This is a genomic window from Inhella crocodyli (genome assembly GCF_004004565.1).
Classification (GTDB): Bacteria; Pseudomonadota; Gammaproteobacteria; order Burkholderiales; family Burkholderiaceae_C; genus Inhella; species Inhella crocodyli.
Genome location: NZ_SACM01000001.1, coordinates 284,935 through 301,954, shown reverse-complemented (window position 1 = coordinate 301,954; position 17,020 = coordinate 284,935). Strand labels below are relative to the sequence as shown.

Here is a 17,020-nt window from a genome sequence, read left to right as displayed (position 1 = left end):
CAGGCGGGTCGTTTCCGCCAACCCGCTCGGCCACGCTATCCCAATCGCCGGCCCGATGCCAGTGCTTGCCGCTCCCGGCGCCCGCGGGCTTGCCCGCTTGGGCTTTGGACGGGCATCCGCTAAGGTCGGCGCATGCAGCAGCCCCAGCCTGTCGATGGCGATGCGCGACTGAGCACCCTGATTGCCGAGCGCTTCGGCGAGTTGCCCGCCCCCGCCCGACAGCTGCTGCTCGAGCACCTGCATTGGGTGGCCTTGCCCGCCGGGGCCCCCTTGATGCGCGCCGGCGAGCCCGGCGACGCCATGTACCTCGTGGTCAGCGGGCGCCTGCGGGCCGACCTGCCCTGCCCCCACGGGCCTGCGCGTCGCATTCGCGAAATGGGCCGCGGCGCCTTGGTGGGCGAGATCGGCTTGTTGACGTCCGAGCCCCGCACCGCCGACGTGGTGGCCGTGCGGGAGTCCCTGCTCGCCCGCCTGGACCGCGACCGCTTTGACGCCTTGGTGGCGCTCAGCCCGGAAGTTTCGATCGCCATGACGCGCTTGGTGGTGTCGCGGCTGCGCAGCGAGCAGCTGGCGCCCCCCTGGGCGGCGCCCCGCACCTTGGCGCTGCTCGGCCTGCATGCCAGCCTGCCCGTGGCGCCCTTTGCCGAGGCCTTGGCCCAGGCCTTGCGCCGCTGGGGCCGGGTGAAGCTGGCCCTGGCCCCAGAGGGCGACGACGACCCGGCCTGGCAGATCGCGCAATGGGAAGCGGACAACGACTTCGTGCTGCTCGTGGGCGAAGGCGGCCCGCCGGGCTGGGCGCGGGCCTGCTTGCAGCACGGCGACGAAACCCTGCTGCTGGCCGATGCCCGCCAAGCCCCGCCCGCGACGCCACCCACCCGGGTCGGCGAAGCCCCACGGGTCTTGTTGCTGGTGCACCCCGAAGGCAGCCCTCACCCGCAGGGCACGGCGGCTTGGCTCGACGCGTTGGAGGCCGACGTGCACTGGCACCTGCGCGCCGGGCGGCCCGAGGACCTGGACCGCGTCGCCCGCCTGTTGGCCCGCCAGGGCGTGGGCGTGGTGCTGGCGGGCGGGGGCGCCCGGGGCTTTGCCCACCTGGGGGTGATGCAAGCCCTGAACGAGGCCGGCGTGCCGGTCGATGCCTGGGGCGGCGCCAGCATGGGCGCACTCATGGCCACCTTGGCCGCCACCCAAACGTCGCCCGAGCGCCTGGTGGCGGTGGCGCGCCGTGCCTTCCGTCGCAACCCCACGGGGGACTTCAGCCTGCTGCCGCTTGTGTCCCTGATCAAAGGGCAACGCCTGCGCCGGGCATTGCGCGCGGCCGTGCACGAGCTGTGCGGGCACGATGCCCAACTCGAAGACCTCTGGCGCCCGGCGTTCTGCGTGGCCACCAACTACTCCAGCGCCCGCGAGGCCGTGCTCCACCGTGGCGACCTGCAACGGGCGGTGCGTGCCAGCACCGCGATCCCGGGCGCCTTGCCCCCGGTCGTGCTCGACGGCGAGCTGTACTGCGATGGCGGCGGCTTCAACAACTTCCCCACCGACGTCATGCGCCAGCAACGTGGCATCGGCCTGGTCCTTGGCGTGGACCTGTTCGCGCGCAAGGCACGAACGCTGAGCTTCGACGAGGTCCCCGGGCCCTGGGCCCTGCTGCGCGACCGGCTGCGCCCCCGTGCCCAGCGCCGCTACAAGCTGCCCTCGCTGTTGGCCTACCTGCTCAACAACACCATCATCAGCAGCCTGAACCGACAAAGTGCGGCCCACGCGAACAGCGACGTGCTGTTTCAGCCGCCGGTCGACGGCATCGGCCTGCTGCACTGGCACCGCCTGGACGCCGCGCGCGAGCAGGGTCTGGCGCACGCGCGCGAGGTGCTGGCCCGCCCCGAGGTGCAGGAACGCCTGCGCCCCCATCTCCCTTCCTCTCCACCCGCCGCCACCGCATGACCCTCTCCATCGCTTACGCCATCGGCTTCCTGGGGGCTGGCCTCATGCTGGCCAGCTACATGATGAAGGCCATGCTGCCCCTGCGCCTGGCGGCCCTGGCCGCTTGTGTGTGCCTGGTGGCCTACGGCGCCCTCACCCAGGCCCTGCCCACGCTGCTGCTGTACGCCGCGCTGATCCCCATCAACATCAAGAAGACCGTGCAGCTCAAGCGCCTCATCAAGGCCATCGAGCAGGCCAAAGACAACACGCCGGTGTCCGAGTGGCTGCTGCCGCACATGAGCCGCCGCACCGTCAAGGCCGGCGAATGGCTGTGGCACAAGGGCGACCCCGCGCAGGAGATGCTCTACCTGCACAGCGGCCGCTTGAGCCTCGTCGAGCACGATGAAACCCTGGAGCCCGGGGTGCTGGTGGGCGAGATCGGCCTCTTCGCCCCCGACAACCGCCGCACCCTGAGCCTGCGCTGTGAAACCGACTGTGTGCTCTACGCGCTGTCGGCCGACGCCCTGCAGCAGCTCTACTTCCAAAGCCCCAAGCTGGGCTTCCACGTGATGCGGCTGATCGTCGCCCGGTTGTTGCACGACGCCGACTTCCCCAGCCCGGCACCGACCGAGCCGGCCAAGCCCGTGGTAGAGTGCGCGCCTCTTTCGGTGGGGGGGTAGCTCAGCTGGGAGAGCGTCGCGTTCGCAATGCGAAGGTCGGGAGTTCGATCCTCCTCCTCTCCACCACTCAAGATCGTTACGAAACAAGGGCTTGGTTCACCACCAAGCCCTTTTTCTTTGCCCGCCCCAGTTCGGTCTCAATCGCCCGCTGGGGTCGGCGGTGCCTCGGGCCGCAAAAAGGCCACCACGGCCACGGCCACCACGGCGCCCAGCAGCTCCGCCAGCACGAAGCCGGGCACGCTGGCCGGGGCGATGCCCGCGAAGGAGTCGGTGAGCATCCGGCCCAGGCAGGCCGCCGGGTTGGCGAAGGAGGTCGACGAGGTGAACCAGTACGCGGCCCCGATGTAGGCCGCCACCATCGCCGCCCCCCGGCCGGCCGGCGCCCGCAGCACCACCAGCAGCAGCCCGAAGGTGGCCACGGCCTCGCCCCACCAGGCCCCGGGGCCGCTGCGCACGTGGCTGGACACTTGCAGCAGCGGCAGCTCGAACATCGCGTGCGCCAACACGGCCCCGAGCACCGCCCCCACGCACTGCGCCAAGGCGTAGGGCAGCCACTCGCGGGCGGGCAAGGCGCCCCGCCAGACCTGAACCGCGCTGACGATGGGGTTGAAGTGCGCGCCGCTGAGGGGTGCGAAGACCTCGATCAGCACGTACAGGCCGCCCACCGTGGCCCAGGCATTGGCCAGCAGCGCCACCGCCGCATGGCCGCCGGCCAAGCGTTCGGCCATCACCCCCGACCCGATGACGGTGCACAGCAGCAAGGCCGTGCCCAGGGCTTCGGCCCCCCAAGCCCGTGCGCCGCCCATCAGCTGCGCCCGATCGCGGTCAGGGCCTCGGCCAGTTCGGCCCGGCCCAAGCGGTCCGGGCCATCCAAGGGCAGCGCCAGCAGCTGCAGCATCCGGTAGCCGATGGCCTGGCGGGTGAGCTCGAACGCGCGGCGCTTGCCCTCGTCGCCGCCTTCGGCGTTGGACGGGTCGGGGTAGCCCCAGTGCACGCGCAGCGGCGCTTCACCCGCGCGGCCCATGAACACCGGGCAGGCCTCGGCCGCCGCGCTGTCGCACACCGTGATCACCAGGGACAAGAGCGGCGCCTCGGGGCCGGTGAACTCGTCCCAGCTCTTGCTGCGGTAGGCGCTGGGGTCGATGCCAGCACTGCGCAAGGCCTCCAGCGCGAACGGGTTCAAGCGCCCCGAGGGGCTGCTGCCCGCGCTGTGCGCCTTCACGTCCACGCCCCGTTGGCGCGCCAGGTGGTTGAGCATGCCCTCGCTCAGCACGCTGCGCGCCGAGTTGTGCGTGCACAGGATCAACACGTGAAAGGTCAAGGTCGGCCCCCGTGTCAGCAGCAAGACGACGACTTGACCGCCACCCCCACCGGCTTGCCGCGCGGGGCGCAGCAGGCCGCGGCGCTGGCCGGCTCGGCGGGCTGGGCTGCCTCGTTGGCCGATGACGGGGCCGATGACGGAGCGCAGCACGCCGACGCCCCCTCAGCCGGTGTGGCCTGGCGGAACACCGGGATGTTGTCCAACGTGTGGAACTGCTCCCAGGCCACGCCCTGGGGGTCGGTCAGCCAGTACTTGTCGCTGCGGGCGTAGCAGCAGGTCGTCTCGCCCTCGTCCAGCAGGGCCATGTCGGCCGCCTGGGCCTGCGCCCGCATGGCCCCCAGTTCCGCCGGGTCGTCGGTTTGGAAGCCCAGGTGGTCCACGCCCAAGGCCCCCCCGCGGGCGGAAATGGCGAAGTTGATGCGCGGGTCGTCGAGCATCCACTTGGCGTAGTCCGCCTCGTGGCGCACCGGCGCGGCCCCGAACAAGCGCGAATAGAAGGCCACCGACTGGGCGAGGTCGGCGACGTGAACGTGAACGTGGAAGCGCTTCATGGGTAACTCCTGACGGGGGAACAACAAGGCGGCAATGGGCCGAACGAGGAAAAAAGCGTCAAGTAACGGGGCCGCAGCAGCCGGGCCAACCGAATCCTTCGGAGCGCCCGCGCCGATGACGCGACGCTTCGAAGAGCCCCACCTTGACCGGCCCCCGGCCCGCTGGGTGGCGTCGGTACGTGCCGAACACTTGGTCCCACAGCACCAGGGCGCTGCCGTAATTGGCGTTGGCCTCCGCAGGCTCCGTCGAGTGGTGCCAGCGGTGCAATTCATGGGTGCTAAACAGTCGGCTCCAAAGACCATGGTGGACATCGAGATTCAGGTGCTGCAGCACAACCACCGGCTGGGTCAGGGCCAGCGCCCCGAGCAGCACCGTGTCGGGCACGCCCAGCCACAACAAGGGGCCCAGGCTGAGCGCCAGCTGTAGCGCGTGGTTCACAGGGTGGAGGCGAAAGTTGTTCAGCCAGTACAGCCGCCGGCTGCTGTGGTGCCACGCGTGAAATCGCCACAGCGGCGCCCACTCGTGGTGCGCGCGGTGCGACCAGTACTTGGCGAACTCCATCCACAGAACGGCCACCGCGACCTGCCCTCCCCAGGCCCATCCGGCCGCCGGCCAGGAAGCCTCGCCTGTTCCGGACAGCGCGACCACGGCCACGGGCAGCAGCGCCCTCAAGAGCGGGTCGACCAGGCCCACGATGAGGGCTGCGTTCGCGGTATCCACCGCCACGTCGCCCTGCGCCTCATGCCAGCGCGCCTCGAAGGGCAGTCGCCACGAGAGCCAAGCCCCAAGGGCCAGCACCACCGCGCTCCACGCCGTTACCCAAGCTGCCATCGGCAGCGGCACCTGCGGCTCCAGCAGCACCAGCGCCAGGCCGCCGCCCACGGCAATGCCGTACAGCCAACGGGCCACGGCATCGGTCCAGATCCGCTTCAGCAGCACGTGGCCCCCGCTGCATCGGGGCCACAGACACTGCCGCCGCAGCAGTTCTCGGTCAAGTAGCCGAGCAGGGCGTTCATCTGGGCAAAGTCGGCGCGATAGATGATGTGGCGGCTCACCCGCTCTTGCGTCACCAAGCCGGCGTGGGTCAGCTCCTTGAGGTGGAAGGACAGCGTGTTTTGCGGCACGCCCAGGCCCTCGGCGATGGTGCTGGGGGTCATGCCCTGCGGGCCCACCGCCACCAGCGCCCGAAAGGCCTGCAAGCGCAGCGGCTGGGCCAGGGCCGCCAAGGCCTTGATCACGGTTTGCTCATCCATACTTCTACTATCATCGAACTATAGAACTGTGTCAAGCCGAGTCCGTGGCCGCTCGCATCGAAGGGACCAGCGCGCGTCTCAGGCACCCACGTCCTTCCCAACCTGGGCCCGCCAATCCCCACCCAACGGCGACGCGAAGGCAAGCACCGCGGTCCTTGCGCACAATGCCCGCCTGCACCCTGGCATTGCGCCGCCTTCCTGCGCCGCCCCCTTTGACCGCCCTGCCCCGCCCGCCCCGCGACGACCTGTTCCTGCGCTGCCTCGTGCTCGCGGCGCTGGTCCACGTCTGGTTGGCGCTGACCCTCGGCAACCGGCCCGGCCCCGTGGTGCCCGGCAGCGGCGGCTGGGGCGACCTGGCCATCACCCTCCAGGGCCTGGGGGGCCCACTGGCCGAGGGCCAGGGCGACGCCGAGCCCACGGTGTGGCGCGATGACGGTCCACTGGGCGACGCCCGCAGCCCGCGCCACGGCGGCCGGGTGCGCACGCAGGAGCCGCCGCCGGACACCGGCCCCGGGGCCCAGCGCCAAGGGCGCTGGCAATCGCAAGAGGTGGCCGAGGCCCCCGACCGCCCCGACGACGACGCCAGCGCGGCACCGGAGGCCCGGGATGCCAAGGCGGTGGCGCCTGCGGACGTGCCGCCCAAGCCCACCGAAGCGAGCACGCCGCCGCCCGCGGACGCCGAAGCGAGCCCCACCCCGACCCGCACCCTGCCCACCGAGGCCGCCCCCCGCCCGCAGCTCGAACGGGCCCCGGCGGTGGAGGCGCTGAAAGCCCCGACCGCGGCCGAATTGGCCCCGGTGACCGCCGCCGTCGCCCTGCCCGACCCACTGCTGCGCAGCCTGGTGGACCCCAACGCGCCGCAGGCCCTGACCCGCGGCACGCCGGCCGTGACGGCGCCGCGCAGCACGCTGTCGGGCGCCGAGTTGCGCCCAACGACCGCGCAGGTCGACCTGCCCGTGCCTGAACCCGTGCTGCGCGCGCTGGAAGCGCCAAGCCGGCTGCGCACCGTGGCCCGCAGCCAAGCCCCGCTGGCCGCCCCGCGGCCGGCGCCAGCGGCCAGCGAGCTGGCGCCCGTCCAAGCCCGGGTGGACCTGCCGCCCGACGAGCCGGTGCTGAAATCCTTGGGCGGCAGCGCCCTGCCCAAGCCGCCTGTGCGCCGCAGCGCCGCGCTGGAGCCGCTCAAAGCCCCGGCCGGTGCCGACTTGGCGCCCGTGGCCGCCCGCGTGGACGTGCCCGAGCCGGCGCCGGTGCTCAAGACCTTGGCCAGCGAGGGCGCCAGCCCCCGGCGCCCGGCGCGGGACGCCGCCGCTCGCGCGAACGTGACCGCGGGAACCGTGGCGCCCAACGCCACGGCGGCGGCCCTGCGGCCCCTGGACCCGCTGGCCTTGCCGCCCGCGCCCGCCTCGCCCAGCGGGGCGAGCGCCGCAGCGCCCACCACGGCCACGGCCACCGCCAGCGCCACCACCAGCGCCGGCCCCGGCGACGCCGTGCCCACCCCGGCCCCCGGCCCGCGCCTGGCCGCGGGCTCGCCCGACGCGGGCGCGCAGGTGGGGCACGACGTGGCCACGGCGCCGTCGGCCTCGGCCAGCGCGCCGCCCCGGCCCTTAAACCTCAGCCTGCCGCGCGCCAACGGGCCCACGGCCCGGCCCAGCTCGGGGCTGCTGGCCCTGCTGCCCGCGGTGCCCGACACCAAGTCCAAGCTGGAAAAGAGCCTCGAAGAGGCCCAGCGCGAGGACTGCCGCAAGGCCCACGCCGACAAAGGCCTGCTGGGGGCCGTGCCCCTGGCGCTGGACAGCGCCCGCGGCAAGGGCTGCAAGTGGTGAGCGGCCCGGACGCGCCCCCCTCGGCCCCGACCTTCTGGCAGGCCCTTTGCTTTTGGCTGAAGCTGGGCTTCGTCAGCTTCGGCGGCCCGGCCGGGCAGATCGCGCTCATGCACACCGAGTTGGTGGAGCGGCGGCGCTGGATCAGCGAGTCGCGCTTTTTGCACGCCCTGAACTACTGCATGGTGCTGCCCGGGCCCGAGGCCCAGCAACTCGCCACCTACATCGGCTGGCTGCTGCACCGCACCTGGGGCGGCGTGGTGGCGGGCGCGCTCTTCGTGCTGCCCTCGCTGTTCGTCCTCGTGGGGCTGAGTTGGGTGTACCTGCGCTTTGGCGACGTGCCGGCCATCGCGGGCCTGTTCTACGGCCTGAAGCCGGCCGTCACCGCCTTGGTGCTGCACGCCGCGCACCGCATCGGCACCCGCGCGCTGAAGAACCCCTGGATGTGGGGCATCGCGGCGGCCGCCTTCGTGGCCCTCTTCGCGTTGGACACGCCCTTCCCGGCCATCGTGGTCGCCGCCGGCCTGGTCGGCCACTTCGGCGCACGGCGTTGGCCCCAGGTGTTCGCCCTGGGCGGCGGGCACGGCCCCGGCAAGAGCAGCTCCGGGCCCGCGGTGATCGACGATGGCACGCCGCCCCCGCCGCACGCCCGCTTCAGCCGGTGCGGCCTCGTTCGGGTGGTGACCGTGGGCCTGGGCCTGTGGGGGCTGGGCATGGCGGTGCTGGCGCTGGCCTTCGGCTGGCACGGCGTGCTGACGCAGATGGCGTGGTTCTTCACCAAGGCCGCGCTGATGACCTTTGGCGGGGCCTACGCGGTGCTGCCTTACGTGGTGCAGGGCGCCGTGGAGCAGCACCAGTGGCTGAGTGGGGCCCAGATGATGGACGGCCTGGCCCTGGGCGAAACCACGCCGGGGCCGCTGATCATGGTGGTGGCCTTCGTGGGCTTCGTCGGCGGCTGGCTGCACCAGGTGCTGGGCGCCGAGCAGGCGCTGCTGGGCGCCATGCTGGCGGCCACGGTGGTCACCTTCTTCACCTTCTTGCCCAGCTTCGTGTTCATCCTGGCCGGCGGGCCGCTGGTCGAGTCCACGCACGGGCGCTTGGGCTTCACGGCGCCGCTGTCGGCCATCACGGCCGCCGTGGTCGGGGTGATCGTGAACCTGGCCCTGTTCTTCGCGGCCCACGTGCTCTGGCCGCAAGGCATGGCGGGCGGCTTCGACGCGATGGCGGCGCTGATCGCCACGGCGGCGGCCGTCGCGCTGTTCCGCTTCCAGGTGGGCGTGCTGCCCCTGCTGGCCGCCTGCGCCCTGGCCGGTTGGTGCGTTCGCGCCAGCGGCGGGGGCCTGGCCTGAGGCCCGCCCGCGTCGCTCAGGCCGGCGCCAGCATCACCTCGTGGTGGCCCGCGCCGGCCGGCACCATGGGGTAGCAGTCGAGCTCGGACGGCACCACCACATCCAGCAGGGCGGGACCCGGCTGCGCCAGCCAGGCGTCCAGCGCCTCGCCCAGGGCCCCGGGCGCCTGCACGCGCAAGCCCCACCAGCCGAAGCCTTCGGCCACGCGCACGAGGTCGGGCATGGCCGCGGTGCCGCTGTGGCTCAGGCGCCCGCCGTGGTGCAAGGCCTGCCACTGCCGCACCATGCCCATGCGGCCGTTGTTCACCACCAGCAGCTTCACTGGCGCACCGTGCTGCACCGCCGTGGCCATTTCTTGCAGGTTCATCAGCACCGAGGCATCGCCGCTGACGCAAACCACCGGCCGCCCTGGGTGGGCCAGTTGCGCGCCGATGGCCGCGGGCAGGCCAAAGCCCATGGTGCCGGCGCCCCCGCTGCTCAAGAAGCGCCGCGGTCGCTCGAAGCCCAGGTGCTGCGCCGCCCACATCTGGTGCTGGCCGACGTCGGTGCTGACGATGGCGTCCCGCCCCTGCAGGCGCCGGTGCAGAGCCTGCAGCAGGGCCTGGGGCACGATGGCGTCCGGCCGTTCGACAAAGCCCAGCGAGCGCTGCGCCCGCCAAGCCTCGATGCGCTGCCACCAGGGGGCCAGCGCCAGCGGCGGCCGCGCGCCCCAGGCGTCGACCAGCGCGGGCACGGTGTCGGCGCAGTCGCCCACCAGGGCCACGGTCGGGCGCACCACGCGGCCGATCTGGGCGGGGTCCACGTCCAAGTGCACGAACCGCGCTTGGGGGCAGAAGTCGCGCAGGCGCCCGGTCACGCGGTCGTCGAAGCGCACGCCCACGGCCAGCACCAGGTCGGCCTCGTGCATCGCGCGGTTGGCCTCCAACGTGCCGTGCATGCCCAGCATGCCCAGCCACTGCGGGTCGCTGGCGGGAAAGGCGCCCAGCCCCATCAGCGTGAGCGTGCAAGGCGCCCCGGTGCGGCGAACGAGGTCGGTGAACGCGGCGCAAGCGCCCTCGCCGGCCCGGGCCAGGCCCCCGCCGCCATAGAACACCGGCCGTTGCGCGGCGGCCAGCAAGTCGGCCGCGGCGCTGGCTTCGGGCCGCCAATCCCGCCAGGTCGCTGTCTCGTCGGCCGGCCCCGCGTGCGGGCAGGCCACGGGCGTGGCCTGCACGTCCTTGGGAAGGTCGATCAGCACCGGGCCCGGGCGCCCTTGCTGGGTGCGCGCAAAGGCGGCGCGCACCGTGGCCACCACGGCCTCGGGCTCGCGCAGTTGCACGCCCCATTGGGTGACGCTGCGGGTGATGGACAGCGCGTCGCACTCTTGGAAGGCCTGGGTGCCGATGGCCTCGCGCTTCACCTGCCCGGCGATCAGCAGCACGGGCACCGAATCGGCGTGCGCATCCAACAGCCCCGACACCGTGTTGGCGACGCCGGGCCCCGAGGTGACGAAGACCACGCCCACCCGCCCGGTGCTGCGCGCGTAGCCCTCGGCGGCGTGCACGGCGGCCTGCTCGTGCCGCACCAGCACGTGGCGCAGGCGGGGCTCGGCGTGCAGGGCGTCGTACAGCGGCAGCACGGCGCCGCCGGGGTAGCCGAACACGGTGTCCACGCCCAGCTCAATCAGGGTGCGGACCAGCCAGGTGGCGCAGGTGGGGGGCGAGGTCATGCCCACACTGTGCCGAGAAGGACGCAGAAAGTGCTGCTGCTTTTCTCTCCAATGGCACCATAGTCAGCAAAATATGCTGGCAACATAGGATTCAACGAAATGCAAGAGCTGGACCGCTTCGATCGCGCCATTCTGACGGCGCTGCAGCGCGATGCGCGCATGAGCTTGAACGAGCTCAGCCGCAGCGTGGGCCTGACGAGTTCGCCGTGCTGGGCGCGCATCAAGCGCCTGGAGGCCGCGGGCGTGATCGAGGGCTACACCGTGCGGCTGAACGCCGAAAAGCTGGGCTTGGGCGACACCGTGATCGTGCAGCTCACGCTGGACAGCCACTCCGACGAGGCCCTGTTCGCCTTTGGCCGGGCCCTGGCCGAGATCCCCGAGGTGCTGGACGCCTACCTGGTGTCGGGCGACTACGACTACCTGATCCGCATCGCCGTCGAAAACACGCGCGACTACGAACGCCTGCTGCGCGAGCGGCTCTACAAAATCCCGGGCATCCGCCACAGCAAGAGCAGCTTCGTGCTGCGCTGCCTCAAGAGCAGCCCCCTGCCCCTGCTGCGCTGAAGCGCCTGCGCGTGGAGGAAGCCGCGCCGGCCCCGTTTTCTTGCGGACGGGCGGGCCTTGGGCTGGGCTACCCTCCCCGGCTTTGCGCAATCTGCCGTCCGCTTTGGCCGCTTTGACCCCGCCCCTCCATGCCTGGATGCCGCGCTGGCGCCGCCTGCTGGCCGGGGTGCTGGGCGGGATCGCCCTGGCCGCGGCGGCGGCCTCGGGGCCGTCGGGGCCCCACCCCCTGGTGGACGCGGTGCTCAGCACGCACACCCTCGACGGCTGGCAAGACGCCCAAGGCCTGCCGGTCGGCGCCATGCAAGCCGTGCAGCAGACCCGCGATGGCACCCTGTGGCTGGGCACCGGCGCCGGGCTGTTGCGCTTCGACGGCCTGCGCTTCACCGGGGTCGACGACCCCGAGGTGCCCGCGCTGGCCAAGCGCCCCATCTTTGGTTTGATGGAAGACCGCGACGGCGTGCTCTGGATCGGCCATGCGGGCGGCGCGGCGCGCTGGCAGGCGGGCCAGTTCCGCTCGGTCTTCGACCCCAAGCTGCTGGACGGGCGCCGCGTTTGGGCCTTCGCGCAGGCCAAGGACGGTGCCGTGTGGGCCGCGACCGAAAACGGCCTGCTGCGCTGGACCCGCGAGGGCGTGCGCGCGTTCCGCGTGGAGGACGGCCTGCCCACCAACCGCCTGCGCGCTCTGGCCTTCGACCGCGAGGGCGTGCTGTGGATCGGCACCACCGGCGGCGGCCTGGTGGCCTACGACGGGCAAGCCTTCAAGACATGGGGGGCCGCCCAGGGGGTGCCCCACCCCGAGGTGCGGCACGTGCTGGCCGACCCCGACGGCGGCGTGTGGGTCGCCACTGCGGGCGCCGGCCTGGTGCACCTGCAGGGCGACCAGGTGCGCCGCTACACCACCGCCGACGGCCTGCCCAGCGACCAACTCACCTTCCTGGCCCGCGATCCGCGGGGCGCCTTGTGGATCGGCACCTGGGGCGCCGGCGTGGCGCGCTGGGACGGTCGGCAGTTCCAGACCTTGAGCAGCGCCCAGGGTCTGGGAGGAGACCAGATCTGGACCCTGCACGCCGACCGCGAAGACAGCCTGTGGATCGGCAGTTGGACCGGGGGGCTCAACCGCCTGCGCCCGCGCAGCTTCGCCGTGCTGGGCAAGGCCGAAGGCCTGTCGGGGGACAACGCCCGCGCCGTGCTGCGGGCGCGCGACGGCAGCCTTTGGGTCAGCAGCGCGGGCGGCGGCGTGGACCGCATCCACGACGGCCACGTCACCCGCTGGGGCCTCGACAGCGGCCTGCCGACCCTGGAAATGTCCACGCTGCACGAGGACGCCGACGGCAGCCTGTGGATGGGCAGCTACACCGCCGGCCTGGTGCGCTGGCACAACGGACGGCTGAGCCGCTACGGCCTGGCCGACGGCCTGCCGCACGTCGACGTGCGCGTCGTGCACCGCGACCGGCACGGCGTGCTCTGGGTTGGCACGCGCGCCGGACTGGCCCGCCGCGAGGGCGAGCGCTTCGTGCCCGTGCGCGACGAAGGCGCCCCCGTGGAAGGCGTGGTCGCCGTGGCCGAGCAGGCCGACGGCAGCGTGTGGTTCGCCACCACCGGCGACGGCCTGATGCGATGGCATGGGGGCCGATTCACCCGCTTGACGCGCCAAGACGGCCTGGTCTCCAACTGGATCGTGTCCCTGCACGTGGACGCCGACGATGCGCTGTGGATTGGCACCAACGGCGAAGGCATTCACCGCCTCAAGGGGGGCCGCTTGGCCACCCTGCGCCCCAGCGACGGCCTGTGGGATGGCTTGGCCCAAGTGTTTGTCGAAGACGGCCGTGGCGGGATGTGGATCACCTGCAACCGCGGCGTGTACCGCGTGGCCCTGGCCGAATTGAACGCATTCGCCGAGGGCCGCTTGGCGCGCGTGAACGCCGTGGGCTACGGGCCGGGCGACGCCTTGCGTTCCCCGACCTTCGCTGGCGGCCTGCAGCCGGCCGGGGCCGTGGACGCCGCCGGTCGCCTCTGGCTGCCTTCGCTCAAGGGCCTGGTGCGCATCGATCCCGAGCACCTGCCGCAGTTGCCGCCGCCACCGGTCCTGCGCGTGGAGGCGATCAGCCTGGCGGGCCAGTCCCTGCCGGTGTCGGCGGACCTGGTGCTGCCCCCCGGGGCCACGCCGCCCCTGACCTTGCGCTACGCCGCCGCGACCGTGCGGCACGCCGAGCGGGTGCGCTTTCGCTACCGCATGGAAGGCATGACGCCGGACTGGATCGAGGTCGGGAACCACCGCGAGGCCACCTTCCCGAGCCTGCCCCACGGCCAGTACCGCTTCCGCGTGGCCGCCACCTTGGACGGTCACACCTGGGCCGAGGCGGCCCCCTTGTCCGTGACCGTGCAGCCCCGCTGGTACCAAACCCCTTGGGCTGCACTGGGCGCGGTGGTGGCCGCCGCGCTGGCCATGGCAGGCGCCGTGCAGTTGCGCACCCGCCACCTGCGGCAGCGCCAGGCCGACATGGAGCGGGTGGTTGCCGAAAAGACCGAGGCCCTGCGCCTGGCCAACGAGCACCTGGAGGCGCTGTCGTTCTCCGACGCACTCACTGGCCTGGCCAACCGACGGCGCTTCGACGAAGCGCTGGCGCGGGAGTGGCGCCGCACGGCCCGCGCGCAACTGCCCTTGGCCCTGGTGCTGGCCGACATCGATTCGTTCAAGGCCTACAACGACAGCGTGGGCCACGCCGCCGGTGACGACTGCCTGCGCGCCGTGGCCGACGTGATCCGGGACATCGCCGGCCGTGCCGGCGACCTGGCCGCGCGCTACGGTGGTGAGGAGTTCGTGCTGCTGCTGCCGGGCCTGGACCGAACAGCGGCGCTGGCCTTTGCCGAGCGCCTGCGCGCGGCGTGCGAAGCCCGCGCGCTGCCCCACCCGGCGTCGGTCGTGGGGCCCACGGTCACCTTGAGCCTTGGGGTGGCCGCCTGGGTGCCCGACGCCGCCAACAGCCCGCAGAGCCTGTTCACGGCGGCCGACGAAGCGCTCTACCGCGCCAAGGCCGCCGGCCGCAACTGCGTGCGCTGAGGCGCGCTCAGAACCACATCAAAAAGCGCGCCACCCAACGGGGCATGCGCTCGGGCTCGGGGCGGTAAACCAGGCGGAAGTCGTGCTTGTTCATGGCGGTCGCTCTGTGAGGGGTGGAGGGCGTCGCGCGTCGGCGCAGGGCCCGATGTCCACAACTGTATATCCATCCAGTTACTGGATGCAAGCACAGTATTTCCCCGCCTTGTGGCCGCCGTCGCACAATGCAACGCCTTTCCCCGCCCCGCCCCCCTGCCCTCATGCCAGCCCGCGGCAACGACCACGACGTGCTCAGCACCGCGCTGCGCTGGCGCGAGCACGGGCACGCGGTGGTGCTGGCCACGGTGCTGAGCACCTACGGCGGCAGCCCGCGCCCGCCCGGCGCGATGGCGGCCATCCGCGACGACGGCTGGGTGGTGGGCTCGGTCTCGGGCGGCTGCGTGGAAGACGACCTGGTGCGCGAAGTCGTGCAAGGGCGTTGGGCGCAGGCCGGGCCAGCGCCCGTGCTGCGCGTCTTCGGCGTCGGGGCCGACGAGCAAGCGCGCTACCGCCTGCCCTGCAACAACACGCTGCGGGTGGCCCTGGAGGCCCAGTGGGACCCCGCCGTGGTGCGCCAGGCCGTCGCCGCGATCGAAGCCCAATGCACCGTGCGGCGCGAGGTGCGGTGGCAGGACGGCCTCAGCGCCCTGCTGGACGCCGACCCCGACCAAGGCTTCGAGGAGGACGCGCAGGGCTACCGCGTGCCCCTGGGCCCGCATTACCGCGCCCTGGTCGTGGGGGCGGCCGAGCTCGGGCGCTACCTGGCACCGCTCTTGATGACCCTGGATTTCGCCGTCTGTGTGTGCGACCCCCGCGCCGAGTACGCCGAGGGCTGGGACCTGGACGGTGCACCGTTGAGCCGCGAGCAACCCGACGACTGGCTGCGCCGGCTGCGGCCCGATGCCCGCACGGCGGTGATCGCCGTGTCGCACGACCCCAAGGTCGACGACCTCGCGCTGTTGGAGGCCCTGCCCTCGCCCGCCTTCTACGTGGGGGCGATCGGCTCGCCGCTCACCACTGCCAAGCGGCGCGAGCGCCTGCGGCAGCTGGACCTGGACGAGGCGGCCGTCGCCCGCCTGCGCGGCCCCGTGGGCCTGGACATCGGCTCGCGCACGCCCGCCGAAATCGCGGTGTCCATCGCGGCGGCCCTGGTGCAAGCGCGCCGGCCAGCCCGGCCAAGCGCTTAAAAGAAGTCAACCGTGCTGCTGCCGTGGGCGCCATCGCCCAGGTCGCCTCGAGCCTTGGCCTGGGCGCGCTGCCGGCCCATGCGCTCCACGGCTTCGGCCGCCTCGGCCCGCAGTTGGTCCACCGCCGCGTCATCGCCCAACCGGAACGCGCTCAAGACCTCGGCCAAGATGGCCGCCTGCTGCTGCAGCTGATGCGCCATCTCGCCGCTGCGATCGGCAACGAGAACGTTTTGCTTGGTCACCGCGTCCAGCTCGCGCACCGACGCGGTGATCACGTCGATGCCCTGGGCGTGCTCCGACGAGTCGGCGGTCAAGGACTCGAACACCGCGCCCACGCGCCGCACGGCTTCCACCAGGTCGGTCATGGCCCGGCCGGCGCCATCGGCCAATTCGGTCCCGCGCTGGACGCTTTCGACCGATTCGCCGATCAAGCCCTTGATCTCCCGCGCGGCTTCGGACGAGCGCTTGGCCAGCATGCGCACCTCCGCCGCCACGACCGCAAAGCCGCGGCCCTGCTCCCCCGCCCGCGCCGCTTCGACGGCCGCGTTCAAGGCCAGGATGTTGGTTTGGAAAGCGATGCTGTCGATGACGCCAATGATGTCGGTGATGCGCTTCGAGGAGACCTCGATCTCGCGCATGGCGCTGACCACCTGCTGCACCTGCTCGCCCCCGTGGCCGGCCATCGTGGACGCCTGGGCGGCGTGGCTGCGGGCCTCGCTCGCCGCGCGCGCGCTCTCTTGCACGATGACGTTGATTTGCTCCAAGCTCATCGCGGCATCGTTCAAGCCGGTGTGCGTGCTCTGGGTGCGGTCGAGCAGGTCTTGGCTGCTGCTCGACATCTCGTTGGCGGCGTTGTGCACCTCGAAGATGACCTCGCGCACCTTGCGCAAGAGCCCGGCCATGCGCGTTTGCGCGTCCTTCAGTCGCAGGCCCACGGGCGAGTGCACGCGCACCGCGTCCAGGTTCAAGCGAATGGGACCGTCGCGCCCCATGGCGCGCACCAAGAAGTCCATTTCGAGGTGCTCCTCGGTGCGCTTTGCCATCTTGCGGGTGTAAACGCCCAAGATCAGGGTCAGCATCAGCAACACCACCACGTCGCCCACCACAGGCGGCAGTCCGGAAAAGGCCTTGCCGGGGGCGCCGGCGTCGAACCAGTCGGACGCCAGCAGACGACCCACGGACAGCACCACGCCCACCAGCGCCACGCGGCGCCAGTCTTCGTAAACCACCAGCGTGCACAGCGCAACGAACAGGCCTGCATGCGCAACATAGCTGCCGTTCACTTGGTAGGCCAAGAGCAGGGTCACCGCACACAAGGCGAGTGGCAGCACGAAGGCCATGAAGGTGTCCGCCACCGCGCTGCGCAGTCGCACGCCCACCAGCACCCCAGTCGGCACCAAGACCGCCAAGGTCGCACTCAACTTGTCATGGTTGAAAGCCACCACCAAGGCGTACACCGCGAACACCAGCAGCATCAAGGCCAACAAGCGGTCGGCATCTCGGATTCGCTCGGCACGCACACCCGTCATCATCATGGCGATCCTTCCCTGGGGACTCCCGATGAGCCCC

Annotated in this window: 14 protein-coding genes and 1 tRNA gene; 8 read left to right on the top strand and 7 right to left on the bottom strand. The window is 72.2% G+C overall.

The annotated features are described in order from the left end of the window. Positions 1-132 precede the first annotated feature (132 nt). The 3 genes from EOD73_RS01370 to EOD73_RS01360 all read left to right on the top strand — a co-directional run bounded on the left by EOD73_RS01370 (position 133) and on the right by EOD73_RS01360 (position 2,666). The gene (locus tag EOD73_RS01370) at positions 133-1,941 is read left to right on the top strand and encodes a patatin-like phospholipase family protein (RefSeq protein ID WP_127680154.1); all 1,809 of its coding nucleotides are present in this window, start codon (positions 133-135) and stop codon (positions 1,939-1,941) included. Next, positions 1,938-2,600, top strand: coding sequence for a Crp/Fnr family transcriptional regulator (locus EOD73_RS01365; protein ID WP_127680152.1), 663 nt, complete (start codon positions 1,938-1,940; stop codon positions 2,598-2,600). Before EOD73_RS01370 ends, EOD73_RS01365 begins: the two co-directional genes overlap by 4 nt. Further along, a tRNA-Ala gene (locus EOD73_RS01360) sits at positions 2,591-2,666 on the top strand. Before EOD73_RS01365 ends, EOD73_RS01360 begins: the two co-directional genes overlap by 10 nt. A gap of 71 nt (positions 2,667-2,737) precedes the next feature. Here the strand turns inward: EOD73_RS01360 and EOD73_RS01355 are convergent. The 5 genes from EOD73_RS01355 to EOD73_RS01335 are packed head-to-tail and all read right to left on the bottom strand — an operon-like array spanning position 2,738 to position 5,726. Then, positions 2,738-3,406 (bottom strand): aquaporin, encoded by a 669-nt coding sequence (locus EOD73_RS01355; RefSeq protein ID WP_127680150.1) that lies wholly within the window; start codon positions 3,404-3,406, stop codon positions 2,738-2,740. Then, on the bottom strand, positions 3,406-3,921 hold the full coding sequence (locus EOD73_RS01350) for an arsenate reductase ArsC (protein ID WP_127680148.1): 516 nt from the start codon (positions 3,919-3,921) through the stop codon (positions 3,406-3,408). Before EOD73_RS01350 ends, EOD73_RS01355 begins: the two co-directional genes overlap by 1 nt. 14 nt (positions 3,922-3,935) lie before the next feature. Further along, positions 3,936-4,472 (bottom strand): ArsI/CadI family heavy metal resistance metalloenzyme, encoded by a 537-nt coding sequence (locus EOD73_RS01345; protein WP_127680146.1) that lies wholly within the window; start codon positions 4,470-4,472, stop codon positions 3,936-3,938. Positions 4,473-4,530: 58 nt separating this feature from the next. Next, complete coding sequence (locus tag EOD73_RS01340) at positions 4,531-5,412, bottom strand: sterol desaturase family protein (protein WP_127680144.1); 882 nt, start codon at positions 5,410-5,412, stop codon at positions 4,531-4,533. After that, positions 5,403-5,726 carry an ArsR/SmtB family transcription factor gene (locus tag EOD73_RS01335; protein WP_127680142.1) on the bottom strand — a complete coding sequence of 108 codons (324 nt, stop codon included), beginning with the start codon at positions 5,724-5,726 and terminating at the stop codon, positions 5,403-5,405. The genes EOD73_RS01340 and EOD73_RS01335 overlap by 10 nt, the downstream gene beginning before the upstream one ends. A 212-nt stretch (positions 5,727-5,938) precedes the next feature. Here EOD73_RS01335 and EOD73_RS01330 point away from each other — a divergent pair, with 212 nt between their 5' ends. Next, positions 5,939-7,549 carry a hypothetical protein gene (locus EOD73_RS01330; protein ID WP_127680140.1) on the top strand — a complete coding sequence of 537 codons (1,611 nt, stop codon included), beginning with the start codon at positions 5,939-5,941 and terminating at the stop codon, positions 7,547-7,549. Beyond that, positions 7,546-8,895, top strand: coding sequence for a chromate efflux transporter (gene chrA / locus EOD73_RS01325; RefSeq protein WP_240660548.1), 1,350 nt, complete (start codon positions 7,546-7,548; stop codon positions 8,893-8,895). Before EOD73_RS01330 ends, chrA begins: the two co-directional genes overlap by 4 nt. Positions 8,896-8,911: 16 nt before the next feature. Here the strand turns inward: chrA and ilvB are convergent, their stop codons facing one another. Next, the gene (gene ilvB / locus EOD73_RS01320) at positions 8,912-10,603 is read right to left on the bottom strand and encodes a biosynthetic-type acetolactate synthase large subunit (RefSeq protein ID WP_127680136.1); all 1,692 of its coding nucleotides are present in this window, start codon (positions 10,601-10,603) and stop codon (positions 8,912-8,914) included. A gap of 99 nt (positions 10,604-10,702) precedes the next feature. Here ilvB and EOD73_RS01315 point away from each other — a divergent pair, with 99 nt between their 5' ends. The 3 genes from EOD73_RS01315 (at position 10,703) to EOD73_RS01305 (ending at position 15,451) form a co-directional block, all read left to right on the top strand. Then, entirely contained in the window at positions 10,703-11,167 is a 465-nt protein-coding gene (locus EOD73_RS01315) for an Lrp/AsnC family transcriptional regulator (protein WP_127680135.1), read from the top strand. A gap of 136 nt (positions 11,168-11,303) precedes the next feature. Further along, positions 11,304-14,228: a ligand-binding sensor domain-containing diguanylate cyclase gene (locus EOD73_RS01310; protein WP_127680133.1), complete on the top strand. Its 2,925-nt coding sequence runs from the start codon at positions 11,304-11,306 to the stop codon at positions 14,226-14,228. Positions 14,229-14,485: 257 nt separating this feature from the next. Then, complete coding sequence (locus tag EOD73_RS01305) at positions 14,486-15,451, top strand: XdhC family protein (protein WP_164845914.1); 966 nt, start codon at positions 14,486-14,488, stop codon at positions 15,449-15,451. Here the strand turns inward: EOD73_RS01305 and EOD73_RS01300 are convergent. Beyond that, positions 15,448-16,986: a methyl-accepting chemotaxis protein gene (locus tag EOD73_RS01300; RefSeq protein ID WP_127680129.1), complete on the bottom strand. Its 1,539-nt coding sequence runs from the start codon at positions 16,984-16,986 to the stop codon at positions 15,448-15,450. The two genes, EOD73_RS01305 and EOD73_RS01300, sit on opposite strands and share 4 nt — an antisense overlap. Between the last annotated feature and the right edge of the window lie 34 nt (positions 16,987-17,020).